General features: G+C 43.0%; 14 protein-coding genes. 11 read left to right on the forward strand and 3 right to left on the reverse strand.

The genetic code is table 11. From position 1 onward, the window contains the following. Positions 1-14: 14 nt before the first annotated feature. Together FLK61_RS06905 and FLK61_RS06910 are read left to right on the forward strand one after the other, a co-directional pair. Positions 15-1,760, forward strand: a complete 1,746-nt coding sequence (locus FLK61_RS06905; protein ID WP_176008753.1) for an ABC transporter ATP-binding protein — start codon at positions 15-17, stop codon at positions 1,758-1,760. Next, positions 1,760-3,781 carry an ABC transporter ATP-binding protein gene (locus FLK61_RS06910; RefSeq protein WP_176008754.1) on the forward strand — a complete coding sequence of 674 codons (2,022 nt, stop codon included), beginning with the start codon at positions 1,760-1,762 and terminating at the stop codon, positions 3,779-3,781. The genes FLK61_RS06905 and FLK61_RS06910 overlap by 1 nt, the downstream gene beginning before the upstream one ends. Before the next feature lie 286 nt (positions 3,782-4,067). Here FLK61_RS06910 and FLK61_RS06915 read toward each other — a convergent pair whose 3' ends face one another. Next, positions 4,068-4,712, reverse strand: coding sequence for an NAD(P)-dependent oxidoreductase (locus FLK61_RS06915; protein ID WP_176008755.1), 645 nt, complete (start codon positions 4,710-4,712; stop codon positions 4,068-4,070). Between the two features lie 206 nt (positions 4,713-4,918). On the opposite strand from FLK61_RS06915, the gene FLK61_RS06920 reads away from it, so the two are divergent. From FLK61_RS06920 to FLK61_RS06960, 9 genes are all read left to right on the forward strand, one after another. Next, positions 4,919-6,070, forward strand: a complete 1,152-nt coding sequence (locus tag FLK61_RS06920; protein WP_176008756.1) for an acyl-CoA dehydrogenase family protein — start codon at positions 4,919-4,921, stop codon at positions 6,068-6,070. Positions 6,071-6,082: 12 nt separating this feature from the next. Next, complete coding sequence (locus FLK61_RS06925) at positions 6,083-7,414, forward strand: acetyl-CoA carboxylase biotin carboxylase subunit (protein WP_176008757.1); 1,332 nt, start codon at positions 6,083-6,085, stop codon at positions 7,412-7,414. 22 nt (positions 7,415-7,436) lie between these two features. Next, a complete protein-coding gene (locus FLK61_RS06930) occupies positions 7,437-7,655 on the forward strand; it encodes an acetyl-CoA carboxylase biotin carboxyl carrier protein subunit (RefSeq protein WP_176008758.1) in 219 nt (72 codons plus the stop codon). Further along, on the forward strand, positions 7,656-8,534 hold the full coding sequence (locus FLK61_RS06935) for a hydroxymethylglutaryl-CoA lyase (protein ID WP_176008759.1): 879 nt from the start codon (positions 7,656-7,658) through the stop codon (positions 8,532-8,534). It begins immediately after the preceding gene. Positions 8,535-8,552: 18 nt separating this feature from the next. Then, positions 8,553-9,323 carry an enoyl-CoA hydratase-related protein gene (locus FLK61_RS06940; RefSeq protein WP_176008760.1) on the forward strand — a complete coding sequence of 257 codons (771 nt, stop codon included), beginning with the start codon at positions 8,553-8,555 and terminating at the stop codon, positions 9,321-9,323. A 10-nt stretch (positions 9,324-9,333) separates the two neighbouring features. Then, positions 9,334-10,863, forward strand: a complete 1,530-nt coding sequence (locus FLK61_RS06945; protein ID WP_176008761.1) for an acyl-CoA carboxylase subunit beta — start codon at positions 9,334-9,336, stop codon at positions 10,861-10,863. 13 nt (positions 10,864-10,876) lie between these two features. Beyond that, a complete protein-coding gene (locus FLK61_RS06950; protein ID WP_176008762.1) occupies positions 10,877-11,572 on the forward strand; it encodes a CoA transferase subunit A in 696 nt (231 codons plus the stop codon). After that, positions 11,572-12,216 carry a 3-oxoacid CoA-transferase subunit B gene (locus tag FLK61_RS06955; RefSeq protein WP_176008763.1) on the forward strand — a complete coding sequence of 215 codons (645 nt, stop codon included), beginning with the start codon at positions 11,572-11,574 and terminating at the stop codon, positions 12,214-12,216. The genes FLK61_RS06950 and FLK61_RS06955 overlap by 1 nt, the downstream gene beginning before the upstream one ends. Positions 12,217-12,296: 80 nt before the next feature. Further along, on the forward strand, positions 12,297-12,503 hold the full coding sequence (locus FLK61_RS06960; protein ID WP_176008764.1) for an alpha/beta-type small acid-soluble spore protein: 207 nt from the start codon (positions 12,297-12,299) through the stop codon (positions 12,501-12,503). Positions 12,504-12,628: 125 nt separating this feature from the next. Here FLK61_RS06960 and FLK61_RS06965 read toward each other — a convergent pair whose 3' ends face one another. Continuing rightward, complete coding sequence (locus FLK61_RS06965; protein ID WP_176008765.1) at positions 12,629-13,720, reverse strand: ABC transporter ATP-binding protein; 1,092 nt, start codon at positions 13,718-13,720, stop codon at positions 12,629-12,631. 125 nt (positions 13,721-13,845) lie between these two features. Continuing rightward, positions 13,846-14,688, reverse strand: coding sequence for a PucR family transcriptional regulator (locus tag FLK61_RS06970; RefSeq protein WP_176008766.1), 843 nt, complete (start codon positions 14,686-14,688; stop codon positions 13,846-13,848).

Consider the following 14,688-nt stretch of genomic DNA (forward strand, 5'->3'; position numbering starts at 1 on the left):
AATAGGGTGAAACTATGTTTTCAGTAATTAAGAAGCTCTGGTGGTTTTTTAAAGAGCAAAAGAAGCGTTACCTAATAGCGATTAGCTTACTCATGATCGCAAGTGTTTTAGAGGTGATCCCACCACTTTTGATAGGCGTTGTCATTGATGATGTCACAACAGGTTCGTTAACGAGAGAGCAGTTATTTATGTATATTGGCGTGTTTGTTTTTATCATGACGTCAACGTATGCCATCACATTTGTATGGATGAGATTATTATTTGGAGGAGCTATATATATTGAGCGATCACTTCGAACGAAGTACATGTCGCACTTATTTAAAATGACCTCTACCTTTTTTGAAAAAAATAAAACGGGAGATCTCATGGCAAAGGCGACAAATGACCTTAAAGCCATCTCTCAGACAGCAGGCTTTGGGATTTTAACGTTGATTGATGCAACAGCCTTTTTACTAATCATTTTGTTTATGATGACGTTCTTTGTGAGCTGGCAGTTAACGTTAGCGGCGTTTTTACCGTTTCCAATCATGGCCTTTATTATCGGAAAGTACGGAAAAGTCATTCATAAACGGTTTACCGTCGCACAAAATGCTTTTGGTACGTTGAATGATCAAGTACTTGAATCCGTGTCAGGTGCTCGTGTTATACGAGCGTTCGTGCGTGAAAAAGAGGATCAGGAACGCTTTCACAACTTAACGGAGGATGTATATCAGAAAAACGTGCAGGTAGCTCGGATTGATGCGCTATTTGAACCAACGATTAAAATACTTGTTGGAATTAGCTATTCAGTTGGTCTAGGCTACGGGGCCGTTCTCGTTTTCCAAAATCAGCTCACAATCGGTCAGCTCATTTCCTTTCATATTTATCTAGGAATGCTCATCTGGCCTATGCTTGCTTTTGGAGAGCTCATGAACGTCATGCAACGAGGGAGCGCATCCTTAGATCGTCTAAACGAAACACTTAGCTACAAAGAGGACGTCGTAGTAAAGGACGGAAAGAGGCTTTTAACACCTTCTTATATGGAGATCCGTGATTTGAGCTTCCACTATCCCAACGGTACAGCGCCTTCGCTTGAACGCGTGAATGTGCTTATAAAGCCTGGTGATCACGTGGGACTCGTGGGGAAAACGGGTAGTGGGAAAACCACGTTTTTAAGACAGCTTCTACGCGAGTATCCAATTGAATCACAAAAACTATTTATTAATGGAACGCCAATCGAGGAAATAGATCTAGAGCAATTAAAAGGCTGGCTTGGCTATGTGCCTCAAGATCAATTCCTATTTTCTAAAACCATTAGAGAAAATATTGTGTTTGCTAAGCCTACGGCGACTGCATCGGAACTTGAGGATGTCATCGAGCGGGCGAGCTTAACGTCAGATCTTGCGATGCTCAAGGATGGGCTGGAGACAGTGGTAGGAGAAAAGGGGATTGCGTTATCAGGAGGGCAAAAGCAGCGAATAGCGATAGCTCGGGCTCTTTTAAAAGAACCGGATATCCTGCTTTTAGATGATGCACTATCGGCCGTTGATGCGAAAACAGAAACGGCGATCATTGACCATATCCGAACGGCAAGAAAGTCAAAAACAACGTTTATCGCTGCACATCGCATGTCAGCCATTAAACACGCAAATACCATTCTTGTTTTTGATAATGGCCACATTATAGCAAGTGGCACACATGATGAACTAATGGAGCTTGGCGGTTGGTATCGCGAACAGGTACAGGCGCAAATGGCGGATAAACAGGAGGTGCTCGCATAATGACGACGAGACATAAAGAAACGGAAAAACGACTCCTACGCTATGCGTTAACAGCGAAACGAACCATTATTGTTGCCTTATTATTATTAACCTTTGCTGTAGCAGCGGAGCTTACAGGTCCCTTCATTGCTAAACATATGATTGATCATCATATCATGGGAATAGAACAGGAATGGGTTCCAACTGATGGAGATGGAGTAGCTTTTAATGGGCAAACGTATGAACGAGGTGATCGTGTTTCTTCTATTAATAATGAGGAAGGAATAACGATTCTTCAAATAGATCGGTCCTACGTAGCTATGGAAGGTACCTTAGCCTTTGATGGTGAAAGAGAATGGGCTATAGACCAATTAGTGGTTACTCGGGGTGATCAAGTTGCAACCTATAACGCAACACCGATGACTGCTTCTGACGTGTATGCATTTTTTGAGGGAGAGCTTCCATATGTACTTTTACTTATGTCAGGCTATTTCTTATTAATTGTGTTTGCGTCCGTGCTTCATTACTTTCAGGCCTACTGGCTTGAGAAGTCAGCAAATCGAATTATTTTGCGAATGCGCAACGACGTGTTTCGTAAAACGCATGAACTACCTATTTCGTACTTCGATCAAGTAGGAGCAGGTAAAATTGTTTCAAGAATAACAAATGATACAGAGGCAATTCGAGAGCTTTACGTCAGAGTACTAGCGACGTTTTTCTCAAGTGTCGTCTATTTAATCGGTATCTTTATCGCCCTCTTCATTTTAGATTACAGGCTTGCGCTTGCGACTCTTATTATTGTTCCGATCATTATTGTCTGGATGATCGTATATCGGAAGTATGCTAGTGCGTACAATCACGTTATTCGGGAGAAAATCAGTGATATTAATGGACGAATTAATGAGAACATTCAAGGCATGCCTATTATTCAAGCCTTTGGACGTCAAAAAGAGGTACAAGAGGAATTTGAGACGATTAACGAGACGCACTATAGGTTTAATCGTAAGCTATTAACGCTAAACTCACTTACTGGATTCAACCTGCTTAACTTAATTAGAAGCATTTGCTTCGTAGCGCTTATTTGGTATTTCGGAGGGGCTTCTCTTGGGATTGGCTCTGTTATAAGTCTAGGCGTCCTATATGCCTTTGTTGATTATATTAATAGAATGTTTGATCCAGTTAACGGTATAGTCAATCAGCTTAGCTTGCTTGAGGAGGCAAGAGTGGCTGGCGATCGCGTCTTTTATCTACTTGATGAAGCTGGCACGCCCGTTTTGTTTGAAAAAGAGCGTAAGCTGAGCGGAGAAGTTCACTTTGATAACGTGTCCTTCGCGTATAAAGGAGACACGTATGTCCTCCATGACATTTCCTTTAAAGTAAATAAAGGAGAGACCGCCGCTTTCGTAGGCGCAACAGGATCTGGCAAAAGCTCCATTATGAATGTCCTGTTTCGCTTCTATGATCATCAGCGTGGAACTGTGAAGATTGATGGTCAGGATATTCATGACATGTCGAGACAAGAGCTTCGTGAGAATATGGCAATTGTACTTCAAGATCCATTTATTTTTACAGGTACCATTGCATCAAACATTCGCATGGACAATGAGCAAATAACAGACGCCGAGATCCTTGATGCGTTAGAAAAGGTTGGAGCGAAGCCTCTCATTGACCGACTACCGAATGGTATTCATGAGGAAATAAATGAGAAAGGAAGTATGCTTTCTTCAGGAGAAAGGCAGTTACTCTCATTTGCTCGTGCATTAGCAGCAAAGCCAGCCATTCTTATGCTTGATGAAGCCACAGCTAACGTTGATACAGAGACCGAAGCCATCATTCAGCATGCATTAGACGTTGTAAAGGCTGGACGAACGACACTCGTTATTGCCCATCGACTCTCGACTATACGAGAAGCTGACCACATCTTTGTGTTAGACAAAGGGCACATCGTCGAAAAAGGAACGCATGAGGAATTAATGGAGCAAAAAGGCAAGTATCATCATATGTATATGCTTCAACAAAAAGGCTCGAAGAAAGTTGGTTAAGAAAAGGTGTTTACGCAAAAGGCTATCACAATGTGGTAGTCTTTTTGCGTTGGTAGTGTTTGGAGAGGAAGAAACTCAAACGGAGTGCTTGGATCTACAAATGAGGTGGAAGGAGCGCAAACGAAAGAAGAAGAAACGAACCAAGCGCACGGACGTGCAAACAGATGCCGCGGACGTGAAAAACAAGCAGCAGCAGGAACAAACGAGGCCTCAAGATGTGCAAACGAAAGGAGGAGGAACAAAAATGTCCTCCTCCTAAAGCACAAACAAACAAAAGCTTAACTAGTTACTCAGCCTTCTCCGCAATCCCAACCCGCTTATGGAAAAATTCCTTATTAGTCAAATGTTCAAATACAAACGCAGCTGTATCTCCAACCGTTATTTGCTTTGCTCCCTCAGGCTGGAAGTCTAGCTCATACATGACGCTACCTGTCGCCTCACCATCTGGTAAGTATGTCGGACAAAAGAATGTCCAATTAATGGAGGTAGCTTGAAAAGCCTCAAATACAGTTGCATGCTCTCTAGCTGCTCGCGTTGTTTTACGATTCGATTCGCTTGAATCAAAACGATAGAGAGAGGGCTCAGATTTTGCTCGAAGAATTCCTGCTGTGCTAACAGCAATAAACCGATTCAAATCAAATTCCTTCATTCCTTCAATCAGATGAGTAGAAGAAACGGAGAGTGTATCCGTCTTATCTGTAGATAAACAGCTAACAACTAGATCAGGCTTTGAAGAAAGCGCTCGATAGACATCCTCCTTCACTCGAACATTTCCTTCTATAATGTCAAGACGAGACGTTAGCTCAGATGGTAAATCGCTTAATTTATCGATAGATCGAGCGAAGGCAGTAACAGAATAATCGTTTCGTAAACAAAGGGTTACTAGCTCTTTTCCTACTCTACCAGTTGCTCCAAATATAACTACGTGCATGCTAAATCCTCCTCTAGAAAGCCTCTTTTTCTCTTTCATCATAACGAGATTAACATAGAAATGCACGTGTCACGCATATTCATATTTACATTATCCTCCTTTTCATTTACAATGTAAGCGTATACAAAAACTGAGCGAATGTTCAGTCAGTCGCGGCGTAAGATAGCTATAAAGGATCAGCGCCTAAAGATAGAGGAGGAGAGAGAATGGATTTTTCATTAACGAAAGAGCAACGCATGGTACAGGAAATGGTAAGGGATTTTGCTAAAAAAGAGATCGAGCCGTTAGCGGATGAAATTGATCAAAAGGAGCGGTTCCCAGAAGAAATTTTTAAAAAGCTTGGAGAACTAGGGCTTCTTGGGATCCCTTTTCCTGAAGAATACGGCGGATCTGGTGGAGATACGATTTCGTATATTTTAGCGGTTAAAGAAATCGGTAAAATTTGTGGTAGTACTGGTCTGAGCTATGCGGCTGCCGTTTCGCTCGGTGCCTCTCCCCTCTACGCCTTTGGGACAGAAAAACAGAAGCAGGAGCACCTTATTCCTTTAGCGGAAGGGAAGAGCTTAGGTGCATTCGGTCTCACAGAGCCAAATGCTGGATCTGATGCTGGCGGAACACGTACGAAAGCGGAGAAAAAAGGAGATCATTACGTTATCAATGGAGAGAAGTGCTGGATTACGAACGCTCAATTTGCACGAACGATTATTGTCACTGCTGTGAATGGAGTAGATGAAAAAGGAAAGAAAAAGATCTCGGCATTTATCGTTCCAACCGATGCAAAAGGGCTTACTATTCGGACTCCTTATAAAAAAATGGGTGTTCGAGGGTCGAATACGACAGAGATTATTTTAGAAAATGTGGAAGTTCCCGCAGAAAATATTTTAGGTGATCCTGACAAAGGGTTCCATCAGTTCTTATATACGCTAGATGGTGGAAGAATTTCTATTGCAGCTTTAGCTTTAGGAATCGGAGAAGCAGCTTATGAAGCAGCGCTACAATATAGCAAAGAAAGAAAACAGTTTGGCAAACAGATCGGAAGCTTCCAAGCCATCCAATTTAAGCTTTCTGACATGGCAATGGAGCTAGAGCTTGCTGAGAATATGATTTTAAAAGCAGCCTTTCTAAAGGATGCAAAGAAGCCATTTAAAAAACAAGCTGCTATGGCAAAATTATTTGCTTCTGAAGCAGCGACTAGAGCGTGTAATCAGTCCTTACAAATCCATGGTGGCTACGGCTATATGGAGGAATATCGGATTGAGCGTTATTTACGTGATGCCAAGCTTATGGAGATTGGGGAAGGTACATCAGAAATTCAGCGACTCGTTATTGCCCGGGAAATTGGATGTCCAAGAGGATAGGAGGAGACAGAAATGAAAAAGGTGTTAATTGCTAATCGTGGGGAAATTGCTGCTCGAATTATACGAACGTGCCAACAACTAAACATTCAGACCGTTGCTATTTTTTCAGAAGCGGATAAAGAGGCTATTCATGTAAAAATGGCAGATGAGGCGTATGAGGTAGGCGGTGCGCGCGTGAGTGAGAGCTATTTAAATAAGCGAAATATCCTGCAAATCGCAAAAGATGCGAACGTTGATGCGATTCATCCAGGCTACGGATTACTATCGGAGAATGCAGGATTCGCAAAAGAAGTGGAAGAGGAAGGGATCGCGTTTATTGGTCCGAAGGATACCGTTATTTATGCGATGGGAGATAAAATTAATGCTCGTGCGCACATGGAGCAAATCGGAATTCCAGTCGTACCTGGAATGACGCTTGAGGATCAGTCAGAGAGAAGCTTGGAAATGGCTGCGCGCAAGATAGGCTTTCCACTTATGGTAAAAGCATCTGCGGGTGGCGGTGGCATCGGGATGCAGCGAGTACACGATCAGAAAGAGCTTGTGAAGGCTGTTTCGTCCGTAGCAAAAAAAGCACAAACCTTCTTTGGTGAAGGGGCGCTATTTTTGGAGAAATATATCGAAAAACCACGTCATATTGAAGCACAAATTGTTGGAGATCTCTTTGGTGAGGTAGAAGCGATTGGACTAAGAGATTGTTCCATACAACGTCGTCACCAAAAAATCGTGGAGGAGGCTCCGCCACCAAGACTGTCCAAAAACGCTTCTGAGCAACTATTAGAGTATGCAAAGCGTATAGGTGAATCATTAGAATACAGCAGTGTTGGGACTGTAGAGTTTCTCGTAGATCACGAAGAAAATATTTATTTCCTTGAGGTAAACACAAGGCTTCAGGTAGAGCATCCAGTCACAGAGGAGACAGAAGGTGTCGACTTAGTTGAATGGCAGCTTCGTCTAAGTGAGAAAGAGAAACTTGAGGCATTACCACGAGATAAAAGAAAATCAGAGCATGCAATCGAAGTAAGAATTTATGCGGAAGACCCTAAAACATTTTTCCCAAGTCCAGGCGCATTAAAAAAATTCCGTTTTAAAGAAGTAGAAGGCATACGATTTGATATGGGGGTAGAGGAAGGGATGAATGTGACACCTTATTACGACCCAATGATCGGTAAAGTCATTGCCTATGCCTCGTCACGGGAAGCTTGCGTCGACAAGCTCTTGGACGTTCTAACGACATCAGAAGTAGAAGGAATTAAAACAAATATCCCGATGCTTGTGGATGTGTTACAAAGCGAAGCTTTCCGAGCTGGCGAAGTAACAACGCACTTTGTTAGTCAACCATCATAACGAATAGGAGAGGTGATTGTAAATGAAGCAGGTTAAAACAACGATGGCAGGTAATGTATGGAAAATAAATGTTGCTGTCGGTGACGCAGTTAAGGCAGGGGACGAAGTTGTTATTTTAGAATCCATGAAAATGGAAATTCCGATCGAGTCGGAAGTAAGTGGCGTGGTAAAAGAACTGTTGATTGAGGAAGGAAGCTTTGTGAACGAAGAAGATAGCTTAATGCACCTAGAGGACGAGTAAATGAGTCATCCGTTTATAACGGTCAAAGAGGTCGGACCAAGAGATGGCTTACAAAATGAGACGCAGATTGTGTCTACTGAAGATAAAGTAAAATGGATTGAAGAATTAGCTGACACAGGACTGACGCACATCGAGGTCAGTTCCTTTGTCTCTCCTAAATGGATCCCAGCTTTAGCAGATGCGAAAGACGTGTTTGCCATGTTAACGCGAAAAAAAGGCGTGACATATAGTGCGCTAGTGCCAAACGAAAAAGGGTTAGAAGCAGCGCTCCTTGCAGGAGTTGATGAGGTAGCCGTTTTTATGTCGGCTAGTGAAACGCACAATAAAAAAAATATTAATAAAACGATTCAAGAAGCGCTTGTCATCTTAGAGCAGGTCGTGCAAACAGCAAAGCAGGAAAAAAAGCAGGTACGAGGCTATTTATCAACCGTATTTGGATGCCCATATGAGGGGGAAGTAGCTGTCTCCCAAGTTGCTTCGATTACGGAAAGCTTGCTCCAGATGGGAGTCGATGAAGTCTCACTTGGAGATACGATTGGCATCGCTCACCCTTTACAAGTAAAGCACATTATGAAAGAGATGGAGCATGTTTTGCCAAAGTTAGCTCTGCATTTTCATAACACAAGAGGGTTGGCAAGCGCGAATGTTTTAGCGGGACTGGAGGCTGGAGTCACGACATTTGACGGGGCAGCTGGAGGTATTGGAGGCTGTCCTTACGCAGAGGGTGCGACAGGAAATATTGCAACGGAGGATCTCGTATACATGTTGCACGCGATGGGATATGAGACATCGGTTGATCTCGCAAAGCTTACTGAAGCAGCAAGATTTATGGAGAGAACGCTCCAAAAGGAACTACCTAGCTATCAGCTTAAGCTATAGAGAGGAGAGGTGAGTCACATGATTTTAGCGGAAGTGACAGATGGAATTGCTCTATTGACGTTGAATCGGAAGGAAGCGGCTAATGCTCTATCAACGGAGCTACTAGAAGACGCTATACGAACGCTACGTCAATGGAACGAGGACAAGAGTGTGCGGGTGGTTTTACTGACAGGTTCGGGTACGAGAGTATTTTGTGCAGGAGCCGATTTAAAAGAACGAGCGACGATGAATGAGGAAGAAGTGGCTTTAGCTGTGGCGAAAATTGGCGAGTTCATTGAGACCGTGGCAACGCTTCAAAAACCAACGATCGCAGTTGTGCAAGGGGCGTGTATTGGTGGAGGATTAGAGCTGGCTTTAGCGTGTGATCTTCGAATTTCTTCGGAGAATGCGACATTTGCATTAACGGAGACAGGCCTAGGGATTATTCCTGGTGCAGGTGGAACGCAACGTTTACCGCGATTAATCGGACAGCAGCTAGCCTCTTATATGATTTTTACAGGGCACACGATGTCAGCAAGTGAAGCATTCGATCGTGGTCTTGTTCTCTCCGTCCATTATCAAGGCGCGTTATTAGATGAGGCCATGGACATTGCGACAACCATAGCTACTAAAGCACCACTTGCAATAGCTTCTGCAAAGGAAGCGATTCGAGGTGGGCTTGATACACCTTTAAAAAAGGGTCTTGAGGTAGAAAAAGAGGCCTATCATAAGATCATCCAGACAAAGGACCGTTTAGAAGGACTGCAAGCATTTAAAGAGAAAAGAAGACCGCAATTTACTGGAGAGTGAGGGAACATACATGAAGCTAGATGCGAGTTGGCATGAACGTGTTGCTGTCATAGAAAAGGGTGGCAGTGAAAAATATCACGTGCAAAACGAGGAAAAAGGAAAAATGTTTGTACGTGAAAGACTGAAATTATTGTTTGATCACGGAGATTATACAGAGGATGGACGCTTTGCAAACAGTGAAGCACAGGGGCTACCAGCAGATGGAGTTGTGACGGCTATCGGTAAGATTCATGGGCAAACGGTTTGCGTAATGGCAAATGATTCTACAGTAAAGGCTGGTTCTTGGGGTGCTAAAACGGTAGAAAAAATTATTCGTATTCAAGAAACGGCAGAAAAGCTATCTGTTCCTATGCTTTATCTAGTGGATTCAGCTGGAGCGAGAATCACGGATCAGCTAGAGATGTTTCCGAACAGACGAGGAGCAGGACGCATTTTTCATAACCAAGTAAGACTCTCGGGTCACATCCCTCAAATTTGCTTATTGTTTGGTCCATCTGCTGCAGGCGGTGCGTACATCCCAGCGTTTTGCGATATCGTCATTATGGTGGAAGGGAACGCGTCTATGTATCTTGGATCCCCTCGCATGGCAGAGATGGTAATTGGGGAGAAGGTATCATTGGAAGAGATGGGTGGCGCGCGCATGCACTGCTCTGTATCAGGGTGTGGCGATGTGCTCGTGCAAACGGAAAAAGAGGCGTTAGAAAGCGCGCGGTCTTACTTATCTTATATGCCAAGCAACTATCAAAAAGCCACGACAAAGCACGAGGCAACTCCTCCAAAGCTTGCAGATAAAACGCTTGAAGAGCTGATCCCTAAAAATCAAAATGCTCCATTCGATATGCATAAATTAATTGAAGGTATCATTGATGAAGAGAGCTTTTATGAAATAAAGGCACTGTTTGCAAAAGAGCTCATTACAGGATTCGCAAGAATAAATGGTCAAACGATTGGAATAATCGCAAACCAGCCGAAGCAAAAGGGTGGTGTTTTATTCCATGACTCTGCAGATAAAGCGGCGCGTTTTATTACACTATGTGATGCCTTCTCGATCCCATTATTATTCTTAGCAGATGTGCCTGGATTTATGATTGGGACAAAAGTGGAACGCGCTGGAATTATTCGTCATGGTGCAAAAATGATCTCAGCCATGTCCGAGGCATCCGTACCTAAAATATCTGTTATCGTACGTAAAGCTTATGGAGCAGGCCTTTACGCGATGGCTGGTCCTGCCTTTGAGCCGGACTGTTGTCTAGCACTTCCATCGGCTCAAATAGCCGTAATGGGACCAGAGGCTGCGGTAAATGCGGTTTATGCAAATAAAATCGCTTCACTAGAGAAGGAGGAACAAGGAGCCTTCATCGAGACCAAGCGTAATGAATACAAAGAGAATATCGATATATACCGATTGGCATCTGAGATGATTATCGACGACATTATTCCTGCCGATTTGCTTCGAGCAACCTTAGTAGACAGGTTCGATTACTATAGCTCAAAGCAACCACCTGTTTTGAGAAGAAAACATGCCGTCTATCCTGTATAAGGAGTGAGAGTAGATGAAGCAAGCGTATACGTCATTTGAAGAAGTGGTAAAAGACGTTCATGATAACGCGACGTTACTTGTCGGCGGATTTGGTCTTTGTGGTATTCCAGAGAATAGTATAAAGGCTCTCGCTGATAAGGGTGTAAAGGGTTTAACGATTGTTTCGAACAACTGTGGGGTCGATGATTATGGACTTGGCTTACTCCTGCAAAATAAGCAAATTGATAAAATCATTGCCTCTTATGTGGGGGAAAATAAAGAGTTTGAGCGCCAAGTGTTGAACGGAGAGTTAGAGGTAGAGCTTGTGCCTCAAGGGACGCTTGCAGAGCGTTTGCGGGCTGGTGGAGCAGGTATACCGGCTTTTTACACGCCAGCTGGAGTTGGAACAAAGGTCGCGGAAGGAAAAGAGGTGCGATCATTTCATGGTCGAGAGTACTTACTTGAGAAAGCAATTGTAGGTGATTTTAGTTTTGTCCGCGCGCATACAGGAGACAATTTCGGAAATCTTCGCTATCGCAAAACGGCCAGAAACTTTAACCCACTTATCGCAGCAGCAGGTACCATCACGATTGCAGAAGTAGAGCATATCGTTGCGCCAGGCGAGATTTCGGCGGATCAGGTTCATACTCCGAGCATTTACATTAATCGAGTGATTCAAGGTGATCAAGAAAATCGCATTGAACGTCGAACTGTAAAGGAGGTAACGTAATGGATCGTCACAAAATGCGTGAGACTATTGCTAAACGTGCAAGTATGGAGCTGTCAGATGGAGATTACGTGAATTTAGGAATCGGGATGCCAACAATGGTTGCGAATTATATACCTGATAATAAAACCGTGATTCTCCAGTCGGAAAACGGTCTTTTGGGAATAGGTCCGTATCCAACCGAAGCGGAACTAGATGCAGATTTGATTAATGCTGGTAAAGAAACGATCACCGAATCGATCGGAGCAGCATACTTTGATAGCGCAGAATCCTTTGGGATGATTCGCGGGGGGCACATTGATGTTGCGATTCTTGGAGCCATGGAGGTTGCGGAGAATGGCGATCTGGCAAACTGGATGATTCCAGGTAAAATGATTAAAGGAATGGGTGGCGCGATGGATTTAGTCCATGGTGCAAAAAAAGTTATTATCATTATGGAGCATCAAAGTAAAAATGGGGACCCTAAAATTGTGCGAGACTGTAGCTTACCTCTTACAGGGAAAGGTGTCGTAAACCGAATTATCACGGAACGTGCGGTTATCGATGTAACAAAGGAAGGTCTCATGTTAATGGAGATCTTAGATGGTAGTTCATTTGAAGATATTCAGTCAGCAACAGGAGCTCCGCTCACTTTTGCAGAAAAGTAATTACTATAATTTACTATTATGTTTCTTACATATGATTCTCCGTTTGTCACACAATATGTGTACGATAGGAGGTGAGAAACATGACTAACAACCGAACTTCTAACTCAAACCAGCTTTTAGTACCAGGAGTACAACAAGCACTTGATCAAATGAAGTATGAGATCGCTCAAGAATTTGGCGTTCAGCTTGGAGCCGATGCTACAGCGCGTGCGAACGGATCCGTTGGCGGAGAAATTACTAAGCGTCTTGTGCAAATGGCTGAGCAACAATTTTCAGGACAGCAATAATTGAAATAAAAAGAGGCCATGTCTACTTCGGTAGATGTGGCCTCTATACATATCTGGGTTCAAGCGATTAATACGAAAAAAAGAGGATACACAGCCTAAGCTGTATACCCTCTAGGGGGAACAAATTAACGAATGCGTAGCTCATCAGCTGGATCGAAGAAATGCGCTTTGTTCATATCAAACGCAAGCTCAAGCTGATTGCCGCTTGTCACATCTGTACGAGAGTCTACACGAGCGATGAAGTCTTGATCGCTTACTTTAGAGTAGAGGTAAGACTCGGCACCCATAAGTTCAGCTACGTCAATTGTCGCAACAAACTTAGAGTTTTCAGATGCATCTAAGAATAATGGCTCATCGTGAATGTCCTCAGGACGAATACCAAGAATTAGTTCTTTTTGATCGTACTTTTCAAGCATTTTAAGCTTTCCTTGTGGGATTTTAACAGCAAAATCACCTAGGTGGAATGCGTCACCCTTTAATGTACCATGTAAGAAGTTCATTGCTGGAGATCCAATGAATCCACCAACGAAAACGTTCTCTGGGTAGTCATAGATTTCTTTAGGTGCACCAACCTGCTGAATGAAGCCGTCTTTCATAACAACGATACGTGATGCCATCGTCATAGCTTCTGTTTGGTCGTGCGTTACATAAATAGTAGTCGTTTGCAGACGGTGGTGAAGCTTGATGATTTCAGAACGCATCTGCACACGAAGCTTTGCATCAAGGTTAGATAGTGGCTCATCCATTAAGAATACTTGTGGGTTACGTACAATCGCACGTCCTAGTGCAACACGCTGACGCTGACCACCGGACATTGCCTTCGGCTTACGATCAAGCATTTCTGTTAGACCAAGAATCTTCGCTGCGTCACGAACGCGACTGTCGATTTCTTTTTTATCAAACTTACGAAGCTTTAAACCGAATGCCATGTTCTCATATACGTTCATGTGAGGATAGAGGGCATAGTTTTGGAATACCATCGCGATATCGCGATCCTTAGGTGCTACATCGTTTACTTTATTTTCGCCGATATAAAGAGATCCTTTAGAGATATCTTCAAGTCCTGCAACCATTCGTAGCGTTGTTGATTTACCACAACCAGATGGACCTACGAATACGATAAATTCTTTGTCTTCGATATCTAGATTGAAGTCTGTAACAGCTGTTACATCCCCATCGTAAATTTTGTATAAGCTATCGAATTTAATATTTGCCATGTGAAAATTCCTCCTAATTGATTCTGTGTGTGTGCCGTTTTGCTATGAACCAAGTGTATCCTGTAAGGGCTTTCAAATCTATTGACAGAGTGCACAAAGAAATGAAAGCGTTTTTGTGCACTCTGTCAGGACTCTTTTTTGTAGCTTTCTGCAAGTAGGAGCATGTAAACAGCGACAGCATTTGGGAACTGCTTAATATCGATAGAGGTTTTTTCAATAAACTTATCCACGCGATACTGCATCGTATTGCGGTGCATAAACATTTTTTTTGCAGCGAGGCTCGTATTTAAATTCGATTCTAAGTAAAGCTTTACGGATTCTAATAGTTGCGTATCCTCTCTCACTGGACTGAGTAAGGTTGCGAGTTCTTTTCTCGTAGCGGAAGGAATTTCACTAATAACGTAAAAAAGCGTTAATTCTTGCTCTACAAACGCATGTTTATTGGGAAATCGTTTTCTGACCTGTGTAAATAGCTTTTTCTCGTCTACAAAACGAGCTTGAAGCTTGTGCCAATCCGACTCAAAGCTACCAACCGCAACGGTTATCGTGACAAAAAAGTCAGTCGCAAATGCATCCAGTACAGAGGCAAGTTCAAGGGATTCCTCAAAATCGTCGGTTATTTGCTGGAATAAGACAGCCTCTCTTTCTGAGAGCCATATCACCGAAAAGGTCCCTAAAAATAATTCGCGTAGAGCAAGAGTAGCCTCTTCTTTATCCTCTAACGGACGATCCATCGCAACGTGGATACATCTAGAGGGCGACGCAAGTGGCTTTATTGGAGCTTCTTTATTATTTAAGAAAAATTGAAATAGCTCTTCATCTTGACTACTTAGTTGCTCTAAGTTTGATGATTTGTTCGCAAGCTTTTTTAATAAATCGTGTTCTTCTTCTGATAATGCATCAGGAGAGATTTCAATTGATGGAAAGTCGGGTATGGTAATAGTGATCTTATTTGAATTAGAAGACAT

It is taken from the genome of Paenalkalicoccus suaedae, from assembly GCF_006965545.2.
Classification (GTDB): domain Bacteria; phylum Bacillota; class Bacilli; order Bacillales; family Salisediminibacteriaceae; genus Paenalkalicoccus; species Paenalkalicoccus suaedae.